Source organism: Geodermatophilus sp. DF01-2 (genome assembly GCF_004571065.1).
In the GTDB taxonomy this organism is placed as follows: domain Bacteria; phylum Actinomycetota; class Actinomycetes; order Mycobacteriales; family Geodermatophilaceae; genus Geodermatophilus.
Genome location: NZ_SPQN01000007.1, coordinates 1 through 21,997 on the forward strand (window position 1 = coordinate 1; position 21,997 = coordinate 21,997).

A 21,997-nucleotide genomic window follows, 5' to 3' on the forward strand; every position below is an offset into this window, starting at 1 on the left:
GGCCTCGGCCTCGCGGGCCGCCGGGATGGCGGTGGGAGCCGCGCCGGCGGGCGCGCTCGCGGCGCCCTCGCTGCCCGCCTGGCGGGCGGAGATGGCGGCGACGAGGTCGCCCTTGCGCATCCGGCCGGTGCCGGAGATGCCGAGCTCGGCGGCCAGCCGCTGCAACTCGGGCAGCAGCATGCCGGAGAGCCCGCTGCCGCGGCGACGGGTGCGGCCCGTCGTCCCAGAAGCGGCAGGTGCCTCGTCGGTGCTCGCGCCCTGTGGCGCGGTGACGAGGTCGGTGGTCTCGCTCACGTACAGGTCCTTCCCTGCGGAGACCTGCGCCTACCAGCGCAGGGGGTGACCCGGCCCCTCCCCCGCCCTGTCCTTGAGCGGACACGAGAGAAGAACGGGATCCAGTGGGTGCGGAGCGGTTCCTGCGGCGACGGACATCAGATCGTCTGCAACGCCCCGCGCGAGGCTCGCCCGACTGGGCGGCTACGCCGTGAGCCTAGTGCCGGCTCACGGCCACGACAACACTGGTGAGTACCGGTGTGTTCCTCGTTATCGAGACGATACCTCAGGCGGTCCCACCTGCGCGTCTGCCCCGATGGAATCCACCCCGAGGGGCAGCACGGTCCACCCCGGAGGGGTGAGATCGGTCACCCTGCGCACCTGCGCGGCTGCCGCCGAGTCGTCAGGCGAGCGGCGGGCGAGCACCAGGAGGCTCGGCCCGGCGCCGGAGACCACGGCGGCGTGGCCCGCGGCGCGCAGCCGCACGAGCAGCTCCGCCGAGCCCGGCATCGCCGCCGCGCGCTGCCGCTGGTGCAGCCGGTCCTCGGTGGCCTCGAGCAGCAGGCCGGGCGCGGAGGTCAGCGCGTGGACCAGCAGGGCCGAGCGGCCGGCGTTGAAGGCGGCATCGGCGTGCGGCACGAGCTCGGGAAGCAACCCGCGGGCCACGTGCGTGGACAGCTCCGCGACCGGCACCAGCAGCACCGGCAGGACGTCGGGGTGCGCCTCGAGGCGGACCGCCCGAGCACCGCCGTCCTGCACCCACGACAGGGTCGCCCCGCCGAGCAGGCAGGCCGCGACGTTGTCGGGGTGGCCCTCCAGCTCGGTGACCAGCCGGAGCACCGCCTCGTCGTCGCGGGCTTCGACGTCGGGGCACAGCTCCCACGCCCCGATGACGCCGGCGACGACCGCGGCGGCCGACGAACCCATGCCCCTCCCCTGCGGGATGCCGTTCTCGGCGACCACCCGCAGCCCGGGCGGGTGCCAGCCGAGCTCGTCGCAGGCGGCGCGGAAGGCGCGGACGACGAGGTGCCGCTCGTCCGCGGGCAGGCTGCGCGCGCCTTCACCGGTCATCGCGACCTCCAGCCCGCTCGCGGCGGTGCTGAACTCGAGGACGTCGTAGCGCGCCAGCGCGAGGCCGGCGCCGTCGAACGCCGGACCGATGTTGGCGCTGGTCGCGGGGACGCGCACCCGCACCGGCCCGGCCGCGTCCGGGGTCCCCGGCCTCGTCCCGGGTCCCGCCCCGAGCGTGCGAGGGGTGGGGAGGACGGGGTCCTTCTCCGAGCGGTGGGGAGGACGGGGTCCTTCTGGTGGTCCTTTCACAGGCCCAGCTGCATGGCGGCGGCCGCCGCGTCGACCGGCACGGTCACCGGAGCCGGCGCGCCGGAGATGGCCCACTCCGGGTCCTTGAGGCCGTTGCCGGTCACCGTGCAGACGACCCGCTGCCCGCGCTCGAGCTGGCCGGCCTCGGCCATCTGCAGCAGTCCGGCGACCGACGCCGCCGACGCGGGTTCCACGAAGACCGCCTCGGTGCGGGCCAGCAGCCGGTAGGCGGCGAGGATGGCCCGGTCGGTGACGGCCTCGATCCGCCCGCCGGACTCGTCGCGGGCGGCCAGCGCCTTGGTCCAGGACGCCGGGTTGCCGATCCGGATGGCGGTGGCGATCGTCTGCGGCTGCTCCACGACCTGCCCGGTGACGATCGGGGCGGCGCCCGCGGCCTGGAACCCCCACATCCGCGGCGTCCGCGAGGCCGTGCCGTCGGCGGCGTACTCCCGGTAGCCCTGCCAGTAGGCGGTGATGTTGCCGGCGTTGCCGACCGGCAGGCAGTGGATGTCCGGCGCGTCACCGAGGACGTCGACGATCTCGAAGGATGCGGTCTTCTGCCCCTCGATCCGGTACTGGTTCACGCTGTTGACGAGGCTGACCGGGTAGTCGATCGCCAGTTTGCTGGCCAGCGCCAGGCAGTCGTCGAAGTTGCCGTCGACCTGCAGCAGCTTGGCGCCGTGCACCAGCGCCTGGGCGAGCTTGCCGAGCGCGATCTTGCCCTGCGGGACGAGGACGGCGCAGACCAGCCCGGCGCGCGCGGCGTACGCGGCGGCGCTGGCGCTGGTGTTGCCGGTGGAGGCGCAGATGACGGCCTGGGCGCCCTCCTCGCGGGCCTTGGTGATGGCCATCGTCATCCCGCGGTCCTTGAAGGAGCCGGTCGGGTTGGCGCCCTCGACCTTGAGGTACACCTCGCAGCCGGTGCGCCGGGAGAGCTCGGCCGCCGGCACCAGTGGGGTCGCGCCCTCCTGCAGGGTGACCACCGGGGTGCTGTCACTGACCGGGAGGCGCGAGCGGTAGGCCTCGATGAGGCCCGGCCACAGCGGGGAGACGGTCCCCCGGACGGGCAGCTGCGTCGTCATGACAGTCCCTCCACACGCAGGATGCTGGTGACGCCGCGGACGGCGGGCATCTCCCGGAGTGCGGCCACCGTCGCCGACAGTGCGGCGTCCGGGGCGCTGTGGGTCACGATGACCAGGGTCGCGGCGTCCCCGTGCCCGTCCTGGCGGACGGTCGCGATGCTGACCCCGTGCCGGGCGAACTCCTGCGCCACCGTCGCGAGCACGCCCGGCTTGTCGGCCACGTCGAGGCTGACGTGGTACCGGGTCGGGGTCTCGGCGATCGGCCGCGCGGGCAGGCCCGCGTAGGTGGTGACGCCGGGACCGGCGGTGCCGGCGACCCGGTTGCGTGCGACGGCGACCAGGTCGCCGAGAACGGCGCTGGCGGTCGGCTCGCCCCCGGCACCCTGGCCGTAGAACATCAGCTGGCCGGCGGCCTCGGCCTCGACGAAGACGGCGTTGAACGCCCCGCCGACGGCGGCCAGCGGGTGCGCCGTCGGGATCATCGCCGGGTGCACGCGGACGGCGACCGAGTCGCCGTCACCATCGCCGTCGCCGGCAGCGCCGTCTCCCACCCGCCCGACCCGCTCGCAGATCGCCAGCAGCTTGACCGTGCAGTCGATCTCCGCCGCGCGTGCGACGTCGGTCGAGGTGACCGCGGAGATGCCCTCGCGGTACACGTCCGACGCGGTCACCGACGTGTGGAAGGCCAGCGAGGCGAGGATCGCCGCCTTGGCCGCGGCGTCGAAGCCGTCGACGTCGGCGGTCGGGTCGGCCTCGGCGTAGCCGAGTTCGGTCGCCTCGGCCAGGGCCTCGGTGAAGCCGTGCCCGGTCTCGGCCATGCGGGAGAGGATGTAGTTCGTGGTCCCGTTGACGATGCCGACCACGCGGCGCAACTGGTCGCCGGCGAGCGACTCGCGCAGCGGGCGCAGCAGCGGGATGGCCCCGGCGACGGCGGCCTCGTAGTAGAGGTCCACGCCGGCCTTGGCCGCGGCCGCGTGCAGCTCGCCGCCGTCGTCGGCCAGCAGCGCCTTGTTCGCACTGACCACCGACTTGCCCGCCTCGAAGGCGGCCAGCATCAGCGAGCGCACCGGCTCGATGCCGCCGATGACCTCGACGACGAGGTCGACGTCGGGCCGGGTCACCAGCCCGTGCGCGTCGGTGGTCAGCAGGTGCGCCGGCACGTCGGGGTGCCGGTCGGGACGGCGGACCGCGACACCGGCCACCTCGACCGGCCGGCCGATGCGAGCGGTGAGGTCGGCGGCCTGCTCGTCGAGCAGCCGCAGCACCGCGGTCCCGACGGTGCCGCAGCCGAGCAGCGCGACCTTCAGCGGCCGGGTCACGACCGCACCTCCGCCCCGACCGGCACACCGGTCGACCGGGCACCCGCAGGGTGTTCCGGGGCGGGCTGATCGATCGCCGGCGAGGGCGCGGGCACGTCGCAGAGGACGGCGTCGAGAGCGAACACGTCGGACAGTGTCTGACGGCGGACGATCTCGGTGGCCACGCCGTCCCGCACGGCGACCACCGGCGGCTTGAGCAGGTAGTTGTAGTTGCTCGCCATCGACCAGCAGTAGGCGCCGGTCGCGGCGAGGGCGAGCAGGTCGCCGGGCTGCACGTCCGACGGCAGCCACAGGTCGCGGACCAGGACGTCGCCGCTCTCGCAGTGCTTGCCGACGACGCGGCACAGCGCCGGTGGTGCGTCGGAGACCCGGTCGGCCAGCACGCAGGTGTAGGAGGCGTCGTAGAGCGCGGTGCGGATGTTGTCGCTCATCCCGCCGTCGACCGAGACGTAGTTGCGCACCAGCGGCGTGCCGGGCGCGCCGCTGGCGCCCAGCTGCACCGGCTTGACGGTGCCGACCTCGTAGAGGGTGACCGTGCCGGGGCCGGCGATCGCCCGGCCGGGCTCGACGGCCAGCCGCGGCACCGGCAGCCCCAGCTCGGCGCACTCGCGGGCCACGACCGCGCGCAGCCTCACCGCCAGGTCGGCCGGGCTGACCGGGTCGTCGTCGGGCAGGTAGGCGATGCCAAAGCCGCCACCGAGGTTGAGCTCGGGCAGCACCTCTCCCGTCGCATCGCGCACCTCGCCGAGCAGGGCCACGACGCGGTGCGCGGCCGCCTCGAACCCGGCGGTGTCGAAGATCTGGGAGCCGATGTGGCTGTGCAGGCCGGTCAGCCGCAGCGCGGGCTCGGCGACGACCCGGCGGGCGGCGGCCAGCGCATCGCCGGTGGCCAGTGAGAACCCGAACTTCTGGTCCTCGTGGGCGGTGGCGATGAACTCGTGGGTGTGCGCCTCGATACCGACCGTCGTGCGGACGAGCACCGGCACCGGCGCGCCGCCGGCGGCGACGCGGGCGGCGGCCAGCGGGACCAGCCGGTCGATCTCGTCGAACGAGTCAAGGACGACGTGGCCGATGCCGGCCTCGACGGCCAGCCGCAGCTCCACGACCGACTTGTTGTTGCCGTGCAGCGCGATCCGCCCGGCCGGGAATCCGGCGGCCAGGGCCAGGGCCAGCTCGTTGCCCGAGCAGGCGTCCAGGTGCAGGCCGTCCTCGGCGATCCAGCGGGCCACCTGGCCGCAGAGGAACGCCTTGGAGGCGTAGTGGACGTCGGCACCCGCGAAGGCGACGGCGAAGTCGGCGGCCCGAGCGCGGAAGTCGGCCTCGTCCAGGACGAACAGCGGGGTCCCGTGCTCGCGGGCCAGCTCGGTGACCGGCCGGCCGGCCAGGTGCAGCTCGCCGTCCAGACGCGTCGCCGACCGCGGCCAGACGTGCGGGTCGAGGGCACCGAGGTCGGCCGGCGGCGCACCGGCCGCCGGCGGCGGCGTGATGCTCGAGTGCAGCGGCCCGGCCGGGTGCGCCCTCACATCCGCTCCGGAGCGCTCACGCCGAGCACGCCGAGGCCGTTGTGCAGCACCACGGCGGTCGCCGCGCACAGCCACAGCCGGGCGACGTTCAGGGCGGTCGCCTCCTCGTCGCCGCGCGGCAGCACCCGGCAGGTGTCGTAGAACCGGTGGTAGGTGCCGGCCAGCTCCTCGAGGTAGCGGGCCACCCGGTGCGGGGCGCGCAGCTCCGCGGCCGACGTCAGGACCCGCGGGAACTCGCCGATCGCGCGCAGCAGCACGTTCTCCCGCTCGTGGGTGAGCCGTGCTGGGTCGACGTCCCCCGGGGTGGGCGGGTCGAGGCTCGTGGCCACGCCCAGGTCGGCGGCGTTGCGCAGCACCGAGGAGATCCGGGCGTGCGCGTACTGGACGTAGAACACCGGGTTGTCGTTGGTCCGCCGGCTCCACAGGTCGAGGTCGAGGTCGATCTGCTGGTCGACCGAGGCCCGGGCGAGGGCGTACCGCGCCGCGTCGGCGCCGACGGCCTCCATGAGGTCCTCGAGCAGCACGACGGTGCCGGCCCGCTTGCTCATCCGCACCGGGCCTCCGTCGCGCACCAGGTTGACCAGCTGGCCGAGCAGGATCTCCAGGTTGGCCTCGGGGTCGTCGCCGACCGCCGCCACCAGCGCCCGGTACCGGCCGACGTAGCCGGCGTGGTCGGCGCCGAGCATGATCACGACCTTGTCGAAGCCGCGGTTGCGCTTGTCCAGGTAGTAGGCGCAGTCGGCGGCGAAGTAGGTCGGCTCGCCGTCGCTCTTGACCAGCGGCCGGTCCTTGTCGTCGCCGAAGTCCGTCGTCCGCAGCCAGACGGCGCCGTCGGCCTCGTACACGTGGCCGTTCTCGCGCAGCCGCGCAATCGCCTTCTCCAGCGCCCCGGTCTCGTGCAGCGTGCGCTCGCTGAAGTAGACGTCGAACTCGACGCCGAAGGCCGCGAGGGTCCGCTTGATCTCGGCGAACATCAGCTCGACGCCGCGCTCGCGGAACCGCTCCTGCTGTTGCTCCTCGGGCAGGTCCAGGACGCCGGGCTCGGCGGCCACGACCTGACCGGCGATCTCCCCGATGTAGGCGCCGGCGTAGCCGTCGTCGGGGACCGGACGGCCGCCGGCCGCGGCCATCAGGCTGCGGGCGAACCGGTCGATCTGCGCGCCGGCGTCGTTGAAGTAGTACTCCCGGGTGACGGAAGCGCCGCTGGCCTCGAGGAGACGGCCGAGGGCGTCGCCGACGGCGGCCCACCGGGTCCCGCCGATGTGCACCGGGCCGGTCGGGTTGGCGGAGACGAACTCGAGGTTGAGCCGCTGCCCGGCGAGGGTGTCGGTGCGCCCGTAGGCCGGGCCGGCGGTGACCGTGTCGACCGCGATCCGGCCGAGTGCGCCCTGGGCGAGGGTGATGTTGAGGAAGCCGGGCCCGGCGACGTCGACCGACGCGATGCCGGGGTGCGCGCGCAGTTCGTCGGCGAGCACCTCCGCGACCGCGCGCGGCGGCTGCCCGGCGGGCTTGGCCAGGCGCAGCGCGACGTTCGTGGCGTAGTCCCCGTGCTCAAGGTTCTTCGGGCGCTCGACGACGACGTCGTCGGGGACCGGCACGGCCAGCACGCCGCGCTCGACGGCGGCGGCCACGGCGGTCCGGACGACGTCGCGCAGCTGCTCGGGTGTCACCGCACGAGCGTACTGACGCCGACTCCTCCTCCGGTGCGGGCTTCCCCACTTCCAGCGGCGCCCCGGCTCGCGCTCCCAGAGTCCGTCCAGCTTGCGGACCTAGACTCGGAGACCGGACGGCCGCGCGGGAATCGCCGCGCGCCCCGGCCGGTCCCGCACGCACGCGGCCGGCCAGGACGAGCACGGACACCGAGCACCCAGGAACGAGCACCGAGGAGAGGCCGTGGCCAAGGACCGCAAGCCCGAGGACGGCCGCGCACGTGGCGGGGCCAGCCGGCCGGGTGCGTCCGGCGGCAGGGGCGGCCGCACCCGCCCGCCGGTGGCGAACGTGGTCGCCCAGCAGCGGCCGTGGGGTCTGATCGCCGCCGCGGTCGTCGTGGTGCTGTTCGCCGCCGCAGTCATCACCTACGCGGTGGTCCAGGTCAACGAGGCCGAGGCCGGTCGGGTCGACTCGGTGGAGGAGATCGGCGGCGTCCAGGTCTTCGAGTACGCCGCCGGGCAGGACCACGTCACCACGCCGGTGGAGTACGAGCAGTCCCCACCGGTGGGCGGGCCGCACGACGGCGAGTGGGCCGACTGCACCGGCACCGTCTACGAGGTCCCGATCCGGCAGGAGAACGCCGTCCACAGCCTCGAGCACGGCGCGGTCTGGATCACCTACGACCCCGAGGCGGTCTCCGAGGACGGCGTGGCCACGCTGGCCGACGTCGCGAACGAGTCCGGCCGGATGCTCTCCCCGAACCCCGGGCAGGACTCTCCCATCAGCCTGCAGTCGTGGAACCACCAGTTGAAGGTGGACTCCGCCGACGACCCGCGGATCGTGCAGTTCGCCGACTTCCTGACCTACAACCAGGAGTTCTTCCCGGAGCCCGGCGCCAGTTGCGAGAACCCGCAGTTCATCAGCGACCCGCTCACCGTGGACGACGGCAGCCGCGCCGCCACGGCCGACGTCCCGACCATGCCGGACGCCGACGCCGGGACCGGGGCGCCGTGACGCCCGCCGGCCCTCCCTCCTCCGCCCGCAGCCCCCTGCGGGTGGTCCTGCTGGCGGTCATCGCCGTCGGGCTGGTCCTGCTCGGCGGCGGCGCCGCGGTGGCCCTCGGCATCGGGCGCGGAGAACCGGCGCCGACCGCGGAGTCGGTGGCCGCCGGGTTCGCCCGCGACATGTCCCAGCATCACCTGCAGGGCGTGGAGATGGCCAACCTCGTGCCCGAGCGCAGCACCGACCCGGAGGTGCGCCAGCTGGCGTTCGACATCGCCGAGACCCAGAACAACCAGGTCGGCCGCCTGCAGGGCTGGCTGGCACTGTGGGGCCTCCCCCCGACCGGCGGGCAGACCATGGCCTGGATGGGCGCCGATGCCGGGCACGGGGGGCACGACATGGCCGCGACGGCGGACGGGCTGATGCCGGGGATGGCCACCGAGGAGGAGCTGGCCGAGCTGCGCGGCCTCTCGGGCACCGAGTTCGACGTCCAGTTCCTGCGGCTGATGATCCGCCACCACCAGGGCGGCCGGGAGATGGCCGAGTACACCGCCGAGCACGCGGCCGTGCCGGCCGTCGCGAACCTGGCCGGGACGATCGCCGAGACCCAGACCGCCGAGACCACGACGATGACGCGGATGCTGGCCGCCCGCGGCGGCACGCCCCTGCCGGCCCCCTGAGAGCCGTCGTCCGGGCCGCGCGGCGGGGCTGGTAGGTTCGTCCACGCCCCATCGCAGAGCCCCCGTAGCTCAGGGGATAGAGCACCGCCCTCCGGAGGCGGGTGCGCAGGTTCGAATCCTGCCGGGGGCACCACAAGAAGCCGCTGGTCAGTCGGCCGTTGGGGTGATCAGTTCGACGCTGGATCAAGCGTGAACAGGTCCGGAGTCCGCAAATAGTCCGCAGAACGTTCGCGGACCGTCCGCGCAGCGAGGTCCAAGCGCTCCGCTACTGCGTCGAGGTCCTCGTCGAAAAGGTCGGCGTAGGTGTCCAACGTCATGGCGGCCGAGGCGTGCCCCAGCATCCGTTGCACCGCCTTCACGTTGGCACCGGATGACACGGCCAGGCTGGCGGCCGTGTGCCGGAGCTCGTGCGGCACGAGTCCCTCCAGTCCCAGCGCCTGGGCGGCCCGGTCGAAGCCCGCTCTGCGGAACACACGGTTGCGCAGCACTCCCCCGGCCCGCAGGCCAGTGAAGACGAGATCCTCAGGTTCCCGGCCTGCCAGCTGTTCGCGCAGGTCCTCGGCGATGAAGGCCGGGATCGGAACCGATCGGCGCTCGTACCCCTTGGGCGCGCCCCAGGTCAGCAGTCCGTCGACCTCGACGACCGATTCGGCGATCTCGATCCGGCGTCGGCGAAGGTCGACCCGCTTCACCTTGAGGGCTGCCAACTCGCCCCAGCGCAGCCCGCAGTACGCGAGGACGAGCACGACGACGCGGTAGGAGGCCATGATCTCTCGCTCGCGGTGCGGGAGGCGGGTGCCAGCCCGGAGAGAACATGTCGCGTCCGCGAGGCGGTGGACCTGTGCGTGTGTGAGGTACCGCCGCCGAGCCTGTTGGACTCGGGGCAGGTTGACCTTCTGGCACGGGTTCCGGGAAAGCCGTCCGTCACGCACGGCGAGATCGAGGATGAGGCTGAGGACTCGGAAGTGCTTGCGGACGGTCGCGGGGGCAACACCCTCCGCGTGCTGCTGCGCCACCCAGGCCTGGACGTCGGCGTGCGACACAGCCACCAACTGGTAGGCGGACCAATGGGGCAGGACGTGCCTGTCGAGGATGCTTCGGTACCGCGACCGCGTCGTGGGCTTGAGCTGGGCCTGACCCTCGAACCACTTCTCCGCCCACGCGCCCACCTTGATCTTGCCCGCGCGAGGGTCGACGTAGTTCCCGGTCTCCATGGCGGCCGTGACGGAGTTCAGCCACCGCTGGGCGTCGACCTTGCGCTTGAAGTGGCGGGCGTGCTCCTTGCCGTTCTCGTCCCGGTACCGCGGCCGGTATGTGCCATCGGGCCGCCTGGCGATCGACGCCACCGCTCATCGCCTCCCTGATCGTGAAGTTGGCCCGTGACCAGCGCCGTCTCGGGCTCGTCTGTTGACCCGAACGCTGACACCGCGCATGGGCCTTGTCTCCCGGCTGCCGTCTTCCTGGGGATTCACCGGGAAATCCCCAGGCCCGGGTCGGGATGTCGAGCGAGCAGTCGGATGTCCTCGGGGCGCGGCGGCCGGACGCCCGGCTGAGATGGCGCCGACCGGTGGGCGGGTGTCCGGGTGGCGGCGGGCGCGGGGTCGTGGCGGGCACGCCAGCGGTCACGTTCTCTGGCGAGCTGGTCGGCCGGTTGGGCGAGGAGAGCCGGCTCGGCCGTCAGGCAGGTGATGCGGGCGCGGACGGCGGCCAGTTCTGTCTCGGTGGCGGCGATGTCCCGGTCGGTGTCGGCCAGTCGCTCCGCCGGGTCGGGGGTCCAGGCGAGGCGCCCGAAGCGGGCGAGCCGGTCCTCGTGCTGTCGGCGGGCGTGGGCCACCGCGGCTCCGGCGTGCCGGTGGGTCTCCTGGGCGGCGGCTGCGACCGCGCGCAGCTGGGCGTGTTCGGGGTGGGCGCGTTCGGCGTGGTGGCGGGCGTAGGAGTCGAAGGCCGTCAAGAGCCGCGGTCGGTCGTCGGACCGGTCGGCCAGGCGCGCGATCTGCTGCGGGTCGGTGGGCATCGCGGGCAGGTAGGGCCGCCAGGCGTCCGCCCAGTCGACCAGCTGCTCGCCGGCCCGGTGCACCGTCGCCCGCCGAAGCCGGAGCCGGCCGGGACCGTCGAGCACGACCTGCGCGACGTCACGGACGGCGTTCCGCCCGGTGTCCCAGCTGCCGAGCAGCGTGTCGCGGATACGGTCGGTCTCGGCGGTGACGTCCGCGCCGCTGGCGTCGGCGCGCGCCGTGGCGCGGCGGGCCGCAATCCCGGTCTGCTCGTACCGGGCTTCCAGCGCGTCGGCCCGGTCGGCGTGGGCGGACTCGAGCGCGACGATCTCGCGCAGCGCGTCCCGGCGAGGCACGTCGTGGGCGAGCCGATCCAGGCAGCGCTGCTCGGCCATCCACGCCGCGTGTAGGTCGGCGAGCACCTGCTCCAGCGGCTGCGGTGTGGCGTAACGGGCGGCCTCGGCGGCTGCCAATTGTGCGGCGTGCGCCGGGCCGAGGTCGGCGCGGTCGCGGGCGAAGACGGCGAGCCACTGCTCCCGCGCCTCGGCGGGATCGGTCGCCACGAGGTGGGCGGTGTTGGCCTCCCTGCCGCGGGTCATCCCGACGTAGGCCGCGGCCGCGCCGGTGTCCTCGCCGACCACCAGGTGCGCGGCGGTCACCGTGTCGCCTTGCACGCCGTGCGCGGTGGTGGCGTAGGCCAGTTCGACGTGCGCGGTGACGTAGTCGGCGGGCAGCACCCGCTCCCCTCCCCGGGCCGGGGTGACGGCGAGGGTGACATGCGGCGCGCCGTTGGGGATGACGACCAGCCCGCCGTTCCGGTCGACAGCGGTGACCGTCCACACGTCGCGGTTGGCCACCTCGAGGTGGCGGTCGTTGCGGCGGGTGGCGATCCGATCGCCGACGCCGATCCGCTCCCCGGCCCCGGCGATGGCGACGCGCTGGTCGTCGACCCGGCCTTCGGTGACCAGGCGGTCGCGGATGGCGGCGTTGAGGGCGGCGGCCTGCTCGCGTGTGGCGACCACCACGGCCACGCGCTCGCCCGCGGTGTAGCCGTCGGCCGCGGCGGCGAGCGTCTCCCGCAGCGCCTCGGGGTCGGTGTGCAGCCGGATCTGCCCGCGGGCCAGCAGCGCGTCGAACACCGCCCCGGGGTTCTCGCCGGCGCGCATCGTCAGGGTCAGCTCGGCGTAGTCGGTGTCCGGTGTCGTGTGGCCGGTGGCGTCGGTGCGGGTGAAGCGGTGCACCCCGACCAGGGTCAGGTGCTCGGCCGGGTCGACCTGGGCCGCGGCGAGGTCGAGGACGCCGCCGCGGCCGACCGCCGCGAGCTGATGCCGGTCCCCGAGCAGGGCGAGGTGCACCTGGCACTCGTCGGCGACCGTCAGCAGGGCCCGGGCGGTGTCCTGGTCCAGCATGCCCGCCTCGTCCACGACGAGGAGATCGCGGGCCCGCAGCCGCGCCCCCTCAGCGGGTCCGGCATACGCCCGCCCGGTGACCGGGTCGGCGTGGCCGACGGCGAGGCGGGTCCACCCGCCGTCATCATTCCAGCGCCAGCCGTATTCGAAGGCCAGCCGGGCCGCCGAACCGGCGACCGCGCCGACCTCCGCGGCGGCGACCTGGGCCGCCTTCAGGGTCGGGGTCACCACCACCAGCCGGCGGCCCTGCTCGGCGAGCGCTTGCCTGGTGGCGGCCAGGGTGGTGGTCTTGCCGGCGCCGGCCGCACCCACGACCACGACCAGGGCCCGCTGGCCGGCGAGCGCGGCGACCGCCGCCGCCTGCCCCGGGTCCAACCGGCTGTCACCCACCGCCACGGGCGGCGTCGGGTTGTTGTCAGGGAAACCGGCCGGGCGTTCGGTGGCGCGGGAGGCGAGGCGGGCGGTGAGGTCGGCCTCGACGGCGAGCACCGGGCTCGATGTCCAGGCCCGGATGTGCTCTGGCACCCCGCCGGCAGGACTGTGGCGCTCCAGCAGCGGCTGGCAGCGGGACAGGGTTCGGGCGGTGAGGTCTTCGGCGAGCTCGTTGCGCACCGCCGGGTCGGTGACGATGCCGGCGGCGGCGATCAGCTGTTCGACCTCGCCCCGGACGTCGGCGGCGTTCCACGCCGAGCGGGCGGCGCCCAGCCGGGCCAGCACCCGGCCCACCAGCTGCTCCCGGTTCAGGCTGCCGACCGGGGTGGGGGTCAGGCCGATCGGGACGTCGCGGTCGCGGTAGCCCAGGGCGGCCAGCTCGGCCCGCCACCGGGCCGTGAGGTCCTCCCCCGGCTGTGGCAGCACCTTGTCCGGGCGGCCCGCGGCCCACGCCCGCGCGTCCCAGGAGCGGCGCAACGACGGGCCGGGGGATTCGCCGGGATGCGCCGCAGTCCATTCCCGTTCGTAGGTGTCGATGTTACGGGCGATCTGCGTGGTCCGGGCGCTGAAGGCACCCACGAAATCCGCCAGCTGCCGGATCTCCCCGCCGTCATTCAACGCATACCCGTGGGCGGCGAGGACGGCCCGGGATTGCGGGTCGCAGGCGACCGCGGCGTGCCCGATACCGTTGATTGCGTCCAGCGAGTCGCGGACACCGACGGTGTGCAGCCCGCGCCATTTCCCGGCCGCGAACACCCGGGCGTTGATCTGCAGGTGCAGATGGCGATGCGGATCCCCGGCCCGCGACGTGTAGTGCGCCACCGTCACCGCCTCGGCCACCTGCACCGGCACCTGCACCTGCCCGCCCCGCGGACCGACCCGGGTGGTGGCGTGCTGCCCCAGCCAGCCGATGATCTGCTCGGCCGCCCGAGCCTGAGCCGCGTCGTACGCCGTCGCGACGTCTGGATGCAGCGCGACCGCCAGCGACCACGTCTTCGGCCCGTTCACCACCACCTCGACAAACCGCACCGCATGCCCGTCACCGCGCAGCTGCCCCCGCGGCTCGCCGGTCCCCGGATCGCAGCCGGCCACCCACGTCTCATAGGCGTCACCGGTCAGCGGCGCCAGCTCACTCACCCGCCCCTCGGTGACGCTGAACCGGCGCGCGACGCCGGCGCCCTCGGCGAGGTAGTAGTCATCCGCCCGGCCCCGGTCAGCCTCCACGTAGTGGCGGGCAGCCGCCGGCGCGCCGGCGTAGATCTTCATCCCGCCATGCATTTTCAACGCCACCCGACAATGACCAACAAGTCACCCCCAGAAGCGGCGATGGGCCCCGCAAAGCAGGACCCGACCTACCTCCGAAGGTAGCATGCGTGCCGTCTCTTGGAGACCTTCTGCCGTCTTTTTGGAGACCTTCTGCTTGACGTCTTTCGGAGACCTTCTGCTTAACCTTGGCCATGCGGACGTCACGTTCGGCGGCGTTGTTGTCAAACGGCACCCGCGGGTCGATCGCAAAGCGCAGGTAGTCCTCGATGCACCGGTGGATGCGGCGGGCCAGCGCACGGTGCCGGCGGCCGACCGCGCCGGGCGGCAGGTCGCGGCGGAGGCGCCGATGAGCGCTGCGGACACGATCATCTGTCGCCGAGTGGCCAGCAGGCCGGGGTCGGACCGTACGCCGGTGTCGGTGAGCTGCTTGAGCGCGAGCAGCGCGTCGATTCACCTGGAAGGTGCTCCTCGATCAGCGCGGAACAGACCCTGAAAAAGCCCCATCCTCGCAGGTCAGAAGTACCTTCGTTTGATCGACTTCCGGCTACGCGGCCCCGGCGTGAAGGCGCCGGGCTACCTGACGGCCGTAGGGGGGCGGGAGACGGCTTGGACGACGTCGTAGGACACGCCCACGCGGTTGGTCAGCGGGCGAACAATGGTGCATGACGACGACGACGGCCTGCGCCTGACGCCGGTGCTAGCGCCCGTGCAGGTCATGGTGATGGTGCAGTGAGGGTGGACGTGGCCGAGGCCGCGCGCGCTCGGCGCCGACCTAATCGACGCGGCCTGCGGGTCGTGGTCGACGACCGGACGGACGTTCCCCTCAGGTCGCCGCGCGGTGGACTAGAAGCTTTGTAAGGGCGTGCCGCTTGCGCCTTGCGCGGCTCAGGCGACCTCGCCGCCGGGCAAGTAGCGGCCGCCCATCGGCTCTCCCGCGGGAAGAAGGCGGTCGAAGCCTGTGAGGAACGCTGGCCCCGGGCACCCCCCTGGTCGGCCGTGGTGGAGGCGGGCGGCGACGACCTGGCCCCGTCGGCGCTCACCGTTCCCTCGCCTCGTACGCGCGGCTGACTTGGTTCCCGAAAGCGACACCGAACCCAACTCAGTCAAGTCGCTCGCTCATACTGGTTGACTCGCCTCGTCTGGGACATGCCCTCCGCGTCCCGGAGGAAATCTGCAGCGCTGAGGGAGTCCTTGACGAGCCCGGGTCTCACTCTTAGTGTACAGACGTGCGCGAAGAGTGAGCGCCAAACCCGGAGAGGACATGCCGTGGTCCGTCGTATCGGCCAGACGCCGTTCGTGCGTCCCTTCATCACCCTTGTGCTATCGCTGGGGCTCCTGTTCACCATGACCCCCAGTGCCCAAGCGGCTTACGGGGTCTTGCAATGCCTGAACAACTCGGCATTGACCTACAACCTCGGATCGGGGCAGCGACTGACCGAAGGTTCAGACGCCCGCCTGTACCGCGTCAAGCGAACAGACACGGGTCAGCAGTTGACCACCATCGTTGGATGGTGGCAGACCAGTGGGGGCACGAGCGTCTATTACGACAACCACACCTACTACATCGAGTACACTGGTCGGTGGTCCAACCCCACGCCATAGGGTGTGCACTCCGTCTGGTTCACGAACAAGGGCGACCTTCGCGGTACCTTCCTCTACGAGCGCTCCTGCTGATGATAAGTGAGCCAATGAATCACGCAACTCCTCGCGGTTTTGCCGTGACTGCGCTGCTGTTTGTCGCACTCACGGGATGTAGCGGCGAATCGCAGCAACCGGCGCAATCGTCGACCGAACCCACAGACGTCTACGTCTCCCCGGTGGTCGACTGCTTAGACCAACTCGGTATCCCATACCGCACTACCGACCTGCCCGATGGAGGGCAGGAGATCGTCCCAGTCGGTGACGCAGTCGACGACCCCCAGATTCAGGCATGTCTCACCGGTGCCAATGGTCAGGGTGTGGGCCCCGAGGCGTCCGGACAGAACAGCGCGGCGGAATCGAACTCCGGCATCCGCGCTATCGCGGAATGCCTGAGGGAGGCCGGCTGGCATGCCACCGTCGTCGAAGATCCGGCAATCACCTACGGCGATGGTTCTCGTGCGCTTGCCTACAGCGTCCCCGACGCGGAGCGCGCCGATCCGTCCTTCGCCGCCGACGAGTCCTCGTGCACGGAGGAGGTGCTCGACCAGTGATCTGGTGGCTAGCGGGGCGTTCCTCATCGCAGTCCATTGCTTCCCGTAGTTCGGCACGGGCACCGGCGTAAGACGCAGGCGTTTGCTGAGGCTGTAGCGGCCTCAGCAAACGCCCACACCCCTTCGCGTTACGGTCTCCTATCGGTCAGGACGCATGGCGGGCGCGCAGCGGACGCAGCAGTCATGCGCCTACACGCCGCAGTCGTGCGTCATACCGAGAAAGCCGCCACCTCGTCCTGGTGGCGACCACCGTGAAGGCCGCGCACTCTCGGGACGCAGGAAGTAGACCTCAGGCCCGCGTCAGTCAGAGAGATGTTGCGGCCGAGTCGCCCCGTCTAGAAATGACCTGGACCATGTCACACATCAACGACCGCTTCCAGGAAGAGTCGCCCTCGCCGGCAGTTGTTCGTCGCTCGCGCGCGCTCACCGTCCTCGTCATCACGTTCGTGTTGCTCGCTGTCGCGTCATGCGCGACCAGCCCCTCAGCCGATCGCACGAGCCACGAGGCGCAAGTCGCGGAGGCGGACTGGATGCCCGTCACATCAGGGGACATCGTCACGAGTAGGCCGTTCGATGGAACTGTCACTCGGCCACCAGGGGCGCCGGTCTACTTTCATGGCACCGGTACTGTGACCGCCGCTCCTGCACTGGAGTCACTCCTGGAACCTGGGGACGTCGCAATTCGTGTCGACGACCACCCCGTCGTCGTCCTGCCGGGCGACGTGCCAGTTTTCCGTGACATCACGCGGGTCGTCACGACGCCCGAAGCCGACCCGACGCCGAAGCCTGGGAACGTGCCGACCGAGGGCGCTCCTGAGCCAGATAGCGCGCAACTCGCCCCAGGCAACGACATTCGACAATTGCAGAGCTTCTTGGCCTCAGCCGGGTACTTCTCCGGTGCAATCAATGGCCGCTTTTCCGACCTTCTGGGCAGGGCTTGCAATGCCTGGCGATTGGACAACGGCCTCTCCAGTTACGCTGGCTTTCGCGCCGATGAGATTGTCTTTCTGCCCGGGCCAGGTCCATGGGCGGTGGCGTCAACAGATGTCTCACCTGGCCAGAGCATCGCTGACTCGCAATTCATGAGTGTGACTCAAGGTGCGGCTGTGGTGACCGTTGATTTGGATCGGCAGCCGGAGCCAGACGTCACCTACGCCGCACTGCCGGTAGCTGGCGATGCGTCCAGCGAGGTGCCCCTGACCATCTTGGGACCTGCGACGCAGGGAGACAACGGCCCGGTCCAGCTGCTGGGTCTACCGGACGGTGTACTGCTGCAGCCTGGTGCATCGCTCGTGGTAGAGCAGCGGCGCCGGCTAGCCGTCGGCGTTACCCTCGTGCCAATTGGCGCTATCCGGGTTGATGGGCGTGGCGACACCTTCGTCAGATGCAGGAACAGCGGACAAACCGAGCACGATTGTCCGGTGTCCTTAGGCGCCCACGACAGTGCCAATGCGGCCGTGCTTGATGGACTGCGGCCGGGTCAGGAAGTGGCGGTGCCCGCATGACGTCGAGGACCGGAGAGCGCCCGTTGCGATCGGCATCGCTTGTAATCAACGATGTGAGCCTCTCTTTGGCGGGGAACCAGATACTCTCCGACGCAACCGCGGCTGTCTCTCGCGGCGACTACGTCACCGTTACTGGGCGGTCTGGTTCGGGGAAGAGCACTCTGTTGAATCTCATCGCCGGAAATCTCCGCCCCGACCGTGGCGTAGTCGAGATCAACGGCCGTGACCTCGCGCGACGGCGGGACCGTTTGCTGGCGCAACGAGGGGACATCGGATACGTCTATCAGACATCGCAGCTTGTAGCCTGGATGTCAGCGCTCGACAATGTGCTTCTCGGAATGCGTTATCAGGACGTCAGTTCATCATCGAGGCTCAAGCGGGCCGAGCAGGCGTTGACACACGTGGGTTTGGCGCGGCGCGCCCATCATCGTCCGCATGAACTCTCGGGCGGCGAGCGGCAGCGGGTCTCTTTGGCTCGTGCTGTCGCACGTCGCCCCAGTCTCTTACTGGCAGATGAACCGACGGGCAACCTCGATGGAGCGACCGGAGCCGAGATTATCTCCGTGATCGAGTTGATGCGGCTGGACGCTGCCATCATCTTGGTTACACACGATTCTGCCTTGGCTGCCCGCGGAAGCCGTCGCTGGATTGTCGACTCCAGTCGACTTCACGAAGTGTCAGATGTTCAGTAACTGGCCCCTCATCGAGGCTTTACGAATCTGCAGGGCACGGCCGAGAAGTAGCTCGACGAGTATAGCCATGCTGCTGATTGCTGTGTGCACCATCATGCTCGTACCCTCACTGACGTCGGGCGCCGCTACCAAATTGCTCAGCGAGCTTGACGCTCTAGGATCAGACGCTTGGTCCGTGACCCCGCAGCTCTTGCCCGGACAAGCGCCGCAACGGCTGGCTGATGGAACTCTGGAACGGGTTGCTGCCCTGCCGGGTGTCACGTCGGTGACCTATGTCGTCGAGACGAACGCAACGGTGACGACATCCTTAGTCGATACGCGAGTCCAGCGCGTGCTCGTGGCCGGCGTTTCTTTCATGGGCAACCCCCGAATCAGCGAGGTGGTGACGGGGGAGCGCCGTGCAGTGCAGGGTTTGCCGTTTGCCGTCGTCGGCAGGGTGGCTGCCCAAGTGCTTGGTGTAGATAGCCTGCCCGCCGTCATCTATGTCTCGGGGCAAGCGGTCAGGGTGACGGGCATCGCCGGTGACGATCCGCTCTTCCCACACTTGACCGACGCCGTTATGGTCGATCCGACCTTCGCCCTCAGGCTTGACTCGGCTGGTGCGGCTGAAACGCTGGGGATTAGAGCGGAGGGCGTTCTCACGAACGACCTCATCCGTCGCGTTGTCGATCCGTTCGATGCGACCACGCTCGTCGTCGAGCGCCCGCCCGGCCTAGTTGAGGCCCGAGAGAAGTCAGGCGGGGTCTTGAGTGGGTTGGCGTTAGTTGGAAGCGTCACGGCGTTCGGTGCGGCTCTGATCGGAGTCGGTGTAACCATGACCGCGGCCGTCCGGCAGCGCAGTAGCGAGCTCGCCCTGCGGCGGGTGCACGGGGCCTCGCAATTCGCGATCATAAAGCTGATCGTCGCCGAGGCCGTCCTCTTGGGGCTGGTCGGCGGAGGTCTAGGAGTCGGCCTCGGGACCGGAACGTTTCGTATCGTCTGTCTCGTCAATGACTGGCCCTTCTTGTTCAACGGTGGGCTGGCCCTGGCAGGGATCGGCCTGTCATTGACTACCTGCCTTTTCGCATCACTAGTTCCTGCTGTCGTGGCGGTGAGGATGGAGCCGACGCGGGCGCTTGCAGTCGAGTAGCGCGGACGGCGCGCGCCTGTCCCGACGGGAGATGGGCTCACGCGGGTGGTGGCCTCCCAGGAGCTACCCCACAACGCTTCGATGACGGGCAGCGCGCGGAAGTCACGTCCGGATAGCGGCCACGGGCGGTCACCGCGGGCACCGCCTGAGGCATGACTGCGGCGCTGGGCCTGTCCGGCGACGCGTGCTCACTCCTGTGCATCAGCAGGGTCAGTGTCGGCTCTGCTCGCCGTCACAGACCTGTGACCGCGGTCAGCGGAAGGGGCCGGCAACCGCTCGCGGTCAGAGGGCGGCGGCGCCATGCGCACGAGTGAGTCTCACGGAACGACTCCCTTCGTTCGAGTGGGCGCAACGGTTATGGAGGATGGGACGGCCGATCAGCGGCTATGCGGTGATCGGCCAACGACCTCCGCCGCAGCACCTCGGTCGCACAGAGGGGTGCGGACGCAGCCGGTCATCGGCATCTGACCGCGGCGCTCGCGGGCGCTGCAAGGCTGCGGCCCGGCTTATGTCGACGCGGGCTGCGACTGCCCCGGCAATCGGAAGGAGCCCGTTGACAGCCGGCGCCCGGGGTGAGGTGCCCGCGTGGCGATCAGCTCCCGTCCGTTGTGTCCGTCACCATGATGTTTCGTCGTGAACCGGAGGAGGTCGACGGTGGTCCGAGGTCGGGCGCTTGTGTGCGGATGGTCGGCCGCGGCCGTGCTGGGTCTCGTGGCCTGCACCGAGAACAGTCAGCCCCAGGCCGGCCCGCAGGCGTCGGTGTCGTCCGCGCGGTCGACGGCGTCGTCATTGTCGCCGGCGGCGCCCACGACGAGCGGCCCATCGCCGATGCCGTCCGCGGCCTCTTCGCCGGAGAAGTCGCTGCCAGTCACCGTGGACGCCGGGTACGCGGATGCGGTGGCGACCTTCGGCGCCGACGCGGTACAGGCAGCGTTGGCCGCCGATGCCCGCATCGCCCGCATCGCGCTGGCCGACTGCCATCTGTGGCAGACCGGAGAGGTCGATCCGGCGCTTCGCGGTCTGCTCGAGCCGGAGCTCCTTACCGAGATCGAAGCCGAGCTGGCGCGCCCTGACGGGTATCCGCGGACGCTACTGGCGCCGCTGCCCGATGACGACGGCAACGGCCACCGCCTTTCCGCCGCCGTCCGCGGCGGCTGCGACGCGAGCGCACCGCTGCAGCTGAACGTCGGCACCTTCACCATGAATGGTCCGCGGCTGGTCCTGCACGTCGACCGCACCGGCGCCCAGCCTGCGCTTGTGGTCGGTGGTCACTTTGTCATGGACGTGACCCTCGGTGACGTGGGCGTCGCCGCAGGCCAGGACTGGCGGTTCACCTCCGTTCCCGGTCCTGCCGGATGGCGGCTGGTGGGCGTGCAGACCGGTGGATCGCCTGTGAATTGGACGCTGCCGCTGCCCTCGTGACTCTCGACCGCCCAGAGCGCGGCAACCTCCGTGCGGCGATCGACGCCCGTGCAGGAAGCGACGGGCATACCTGGAGCGGCAGCGCCACCCGCACAGCGTCGGCCGGCTACCAGCGCGGTCCTGGGTCCCTGTGGCGTGGATTCCTCAGCAACGAGCGACGCAGAAGGCTCGGCCGGTCAGCGGGCGCTCGGTGTGTGAAGGACCCGACCGGACTCGGTGAAGGCGTCCAGCAACGACCGCTACGCGCGGACATACCTGCCCAGCTTGGGCCCTATCCCCGGATCTCCTCGGAGTAGCTCTTCCTGGCCATGGTTCCTGGATCATCTCGCTTCCCCAGCAGATGCTGGATTCAGCGTGTCCAAGATCCGGGGTCAGGACCCCTTGACGTATTCGATCCGGCGCCCCCCTGTGCGTGCATCGGGCTCACCCTGCTCGACAGTGGTCGATGATGCACGGTAGGCAGCTCGCGACTTACGTCAACCCCCGTGACGCCGTCAGGTCGCAGAGTTCTAACATCCGCGTGTCGACCAACTGGTGGGACGCGACCGCCGCTCCAGCGGTGGCGGTGATGTATGGCTCCGGCGCACAGTGCGACACAGCTACGCAGAAACCTGCACATCGCTGAAGGTCAAGTCGCGAGCAATGCTTGAAACCTGTGGATGAGCAAGAGCGTGGAGGGGGTCGTCGCCTCCCGACCATCCTCAAATAGGTCCCTCAAGCAAGGCCGGCGCGGCAACGCCGGTCGGAAAGGTACGACCCGGGCTCACCGTAGTTCCTGGAGCTGGTGACGGCGGCGAGCGCGCCGCGACCGACGCTACCAATGGTGGCTCGCTGATCGATCAGATCGTGCAGGAGGGCGCCCGGCGGATGCTGATCGAGGCGTTGCAGGCCGGAGTAGAGGATTACATCGCCCGGTTCGCTGCCGACCGCGACGAGGCCGGGCGGCGGCTGGTGGTGCGCAACGGCTCGGCTCAGCCGCGCCAGGTGCTCACCCGCGCAGCCCTGATCGCGTCATAGTCACCCACCGCCGACCAACACGGTGAGGACTACATTCCCCACCCAGCGGGACGTCACCGCCTGGAGATGGGCATGAAGCAGACCGCTCGC

Annotated in this window: 17 protein-coding genes, 1 tRNA gene and 2 pseudogenes; 10 read left to right on the top strand and 10 right to left on the bottom strand. The window is 71.1% G+C overall.

What is annotated here, in order from left to right; genetic code table 11:
* The 6 genes from E4P41_RS03795 to argS all read right to left on the bottom strand — a co-directional run.
* The coding region (locus E4P41_RS03795; protein ID WP_209307526.1) for a Rho termination factor N-terminal domain-containing protein at positions 1 to 294 on the bottom strand (294 nt) is incomplete at its 3' end.
* A gap of 249 nt (positions 295 to 543) precedes the next feature.
* Positions 544 to 1,461, bottom strand: a complete 918-nt coding sequence (gene thrB, locus E4P41_RS03800; protein ID WP_245177087.1) for a homoserine kinase — start codon at positions 1,459 to 1,461, stop codon at positions 544 to 546.
* Positions 1,462 to 1,589: 128 nt separating this feature from the next.
* A complete protein-coding gene (thrC, locus tag E4P41_RS03805) occupies positions 1,590 to 2,675 on the bottom strand; it encodes a threonine synthase (RefSeq protein ID WP_135139551.1) in 1,086 nt (361 codons plus the stop codon).
* Positions 2,672 to 3,994 carry a homoserine dehydrogenase gene (locus E4P41_RS03810; RefSeq protein ID WP_135139552.1) on the bottom strand — a complete coding sequence of 441 codons (1,323 nt, stop codon included), beginning with the start codon at positions 3,992 to 3,994 and terminating at the stop codon, positions 2,672 to 2,674. Before E4P41_RS03810 ends, thrC begins: the two co-directional genes overlap by 4 nt.
* Positions 3,991 to 5,517 carry a diaminopimelate decarboxylase gene (lysA, locus tag E4P41_RS03815; RefSeq protein WP_135139553.1) on the bottom strand — a complete coding sequence of 509 codons (1,527 nt, stop codon included), beginning with the start codon at positions 5,515 to 5,517 and terminating at the stop codon, positions 3,991 to 3,993. Before lysA ends, E4P41_RS03810 begins: the two co-directional genes overlap by 4 nt.
* Positions 5,514 to 7,187 (bottom strand): arginine--tRNA ligase, encoded by a 1,674-nt coding sequence (gene argS, locus E4P41_RS03820; RefSeq protein WP_135139554.1) that lies wholly within the window; start codon positions 7,185 to 7,187, stop codon positions 5,514 to 5,516. The genes lysA and argS overlap by 4 nt, the downstream gene beginning before the upstream one ends.
* A gap of 223 nt (positions 7,188 to 7,410) precedes the next feature.
* Here argS and E4P41_RS03825 point away from each other — a divergent pair, with 223 nt between their 5' ends.
* The 3 genes from E4P41_RS03825 to E4P41_RS03835 all read left to right on the top strand — a co-directional run bounded on the left by E4P41_RS03825 (position 7,411) and on the right by E4P41_RS03835 (position 8,982).
* Entirely contained in the window at positions 7,411 to 8,181 is a 771-nt protein-coding gene (locus E4P41_RS03825; protein ID WP_135139555.1) for a DUF3105 domain-containing protein, read from the top strand.
* Positions 8,178 to 8,849 carry a DUF305 domain-containing protein gene (locus E4P41_RS03830; protein ID WP_135139556.1) on the top strand — a complete coding sequence of 224 codons (672 nt, stop codon included), beginning with the start codon at positions 8,178 to 8,180 and terminating at the stop codon, positions 8,847 to 8,849. The genes E4P41_RS03825 and E4P41_RS03830 overlap by 4 nt, the downstream gene beginning before the upstream one ends.
* A 58-nt stretch (positions 8,850 to 8,907) precedes the next feature.
* Positions 8,908 to 8,982 (top strand) — tRNA-Arg (locus E4P41_RS03835).
* A 34-nt stretch (positions 8,983 to 9,016) separates the two neighbouring features.
* On the opposite strand, the gene E4P41_RS03840 is transcribed toward E4P41_RS03835, so the two are convergent.
* From E4P41_RS03840 to E4P41_RS22995, 3 genes and pseudogenes are all read right to left on the bottom strand, one after another.
* Positions 9,017 to 10,195: a site-specific integrase gene (locus E4P41_RS03840; protein ID WP_135139557.1), complete on the bottom strand. Its 1,179-nt coding sequence runs from the start codon at positions 10,193 to 10,195 to the stop codon at positions 9,017 to 9,019.
* A gap of 122 nt (positions 10,196 to 10,317) precedes the next feature.
* The gene (gene mobF / locus E4P41_RS03845) at positions 10,318 to 13,950 is read right to left on the bottom strand and encodes a MobF family relaxase (protein ID WP_135139558.1); all 3,633 of its coding nucleotides are present in this window, start codon (positions 13,948 to 13,950) and stop codon (positions 10,318 to 10,320) included.
* 166 nt (positions 13,951 to 14,116) lie between these two features.
* A pseudogene (locus tag E4P41_RS22995) lies at positions 14,117 to 14,404 on the bottom strand (transposase); the annotation flags it as partial.
* Between the two features lie 812 nt (positions 14,405 to 15,216).
* On the opposite strand from E4P41_RS22995, the gene E4P41_RS03855 reads away from it, so the two are divergent.
* The 5 genes from E4P41_RS03855 (at position 15,217) to E4P41_RS03875 (ending at position 19,468) form a co-directional block, all read left to right on the top strand.
* Positions 15,217 to 15,552 (top strand): hypothetical protein, encoded by a 336-nt coding sequence (locus E4P41_RS03855; RefSeq protein ID WP_135139559.1) that lies wholly within the window; start codon positions 15,217 to 15,219, stop codon positions 15,550 to 15,552.
* A gap of 116 nt (positions 15,553 to 15,668) precedes the next feature.
* Entirely contained in the window at positions 15,669 to 16,142 is a 474-nt protein-coding gene (locus E4P41_RS03860) for a hypothetical protein (protein ID WP_135139560.1), read from the top strand.
* Between the two features lie 341 nt (positions 16,143 to 16,483).
* Complete coding sequence (locus tag E4P41_RS03865; protein ID WP_135139561.1) at positions 16,484 to 17,647, top strand: peptidoglycan-binding domain-containing protein; 1,164 nt, start codon at positions 16,484 to 16,486, stop codon at positions 17,645 to 17,647.
* 53 nt (positions 17,648 to 17,700) lie between these two features.
* Complete coding sequence (locus tag E4P41_RS03870; protein WP_167760911.1) at positions 17,701 to 18,339, top strand: ATP-binding cassette domain-containing protein; 639 nt, start codon at positions 17,701 to 17,703, stop codon at positions 18,337 to 18,339.
* 175 nt (positions 18,340 to 18,514) lie between these two features.
* A complete protein-coding gene (locus tag E4P41_RS03875; RefSeq protein ID WP_167760912.1) occupies positions 18,515 to 19,468 on the top strand; it encodes an ABC transporter permease in 954 nt (317 codons plus the stop codon).
* 731 nt (positions 19,469 to 20,199) lie between these two features.
* On the opposite strand, the gene E4P41_RS21905 is transcribed toward E4P41_RS03875, so the two are convergent.
* Positions 20,200 to 20,340 carry a hypothetical protein gene (locus E4P41_RS21905; protein ID WP_167760913.1) on the bottom strand — a complete coding sequence of 47 codons (141 nt, stop codon included), beginning with the start codon at positions 20,338 to 20,340 and terminating at the stop codon, positions 20,200 to 20,202.
* A 25-nt stretch (positions 20,341 to 20,365) separates the two neighbouring features.
* On the opposite strand from E4P41_RS21905, the gene E4P41_RS03880 reads away from it, so the two are divergent.
* Both E4P41_RS03880 and E4P41_RS03885 read left to right on the top strand, forming a co-directional pair.
* Positions 20,366 to 20,890 (top strand): hypothetical protein, encoded by a 525-nt coding sequence (locus E4P41_RS03880; protein WP_135139564.1) that lies wholly within the window; start codon positions 20,366 to 20,368, stop codon positions 20,888 to 20,890.
* Between the two features lie 831 nt (positions 20,891 to 21,721).
* Positions 21,722 to 21,856 (top strand): annotated as a pseudogene (locus tag E4P41_RS03885) (IS256 family transposase); the annotation flags it as partial.
* Positions 21,857 to 21,997 lie beyond the last annotated feature (141 nt).

What these genes read in the sequence shown, in the direction of transcription:
- thrC (WP_135139551.1), bottom strand. Translation starts at nt 2,675, where the DNA reads ATGACGACGCAGCTGCCCGTCCGGGGGACCGTCTCCCCGCTGTGGCCG.
- E4P41_RS03865 (WP_135139561.1), top strand. Translation starts at nt 16,484, where the DNA reads ATGACCTGGACCATGTCACACATCAACGACCGCTTCCAGGAAGAGTCG.
- mobF (WP_135139558.1), bottom strand. Translation starts at nt 13,950, where the DNA reads ATGAAGATCTACGCCGGCGCGCCGGCGGCTGCCCGCCACTACGTGGAG.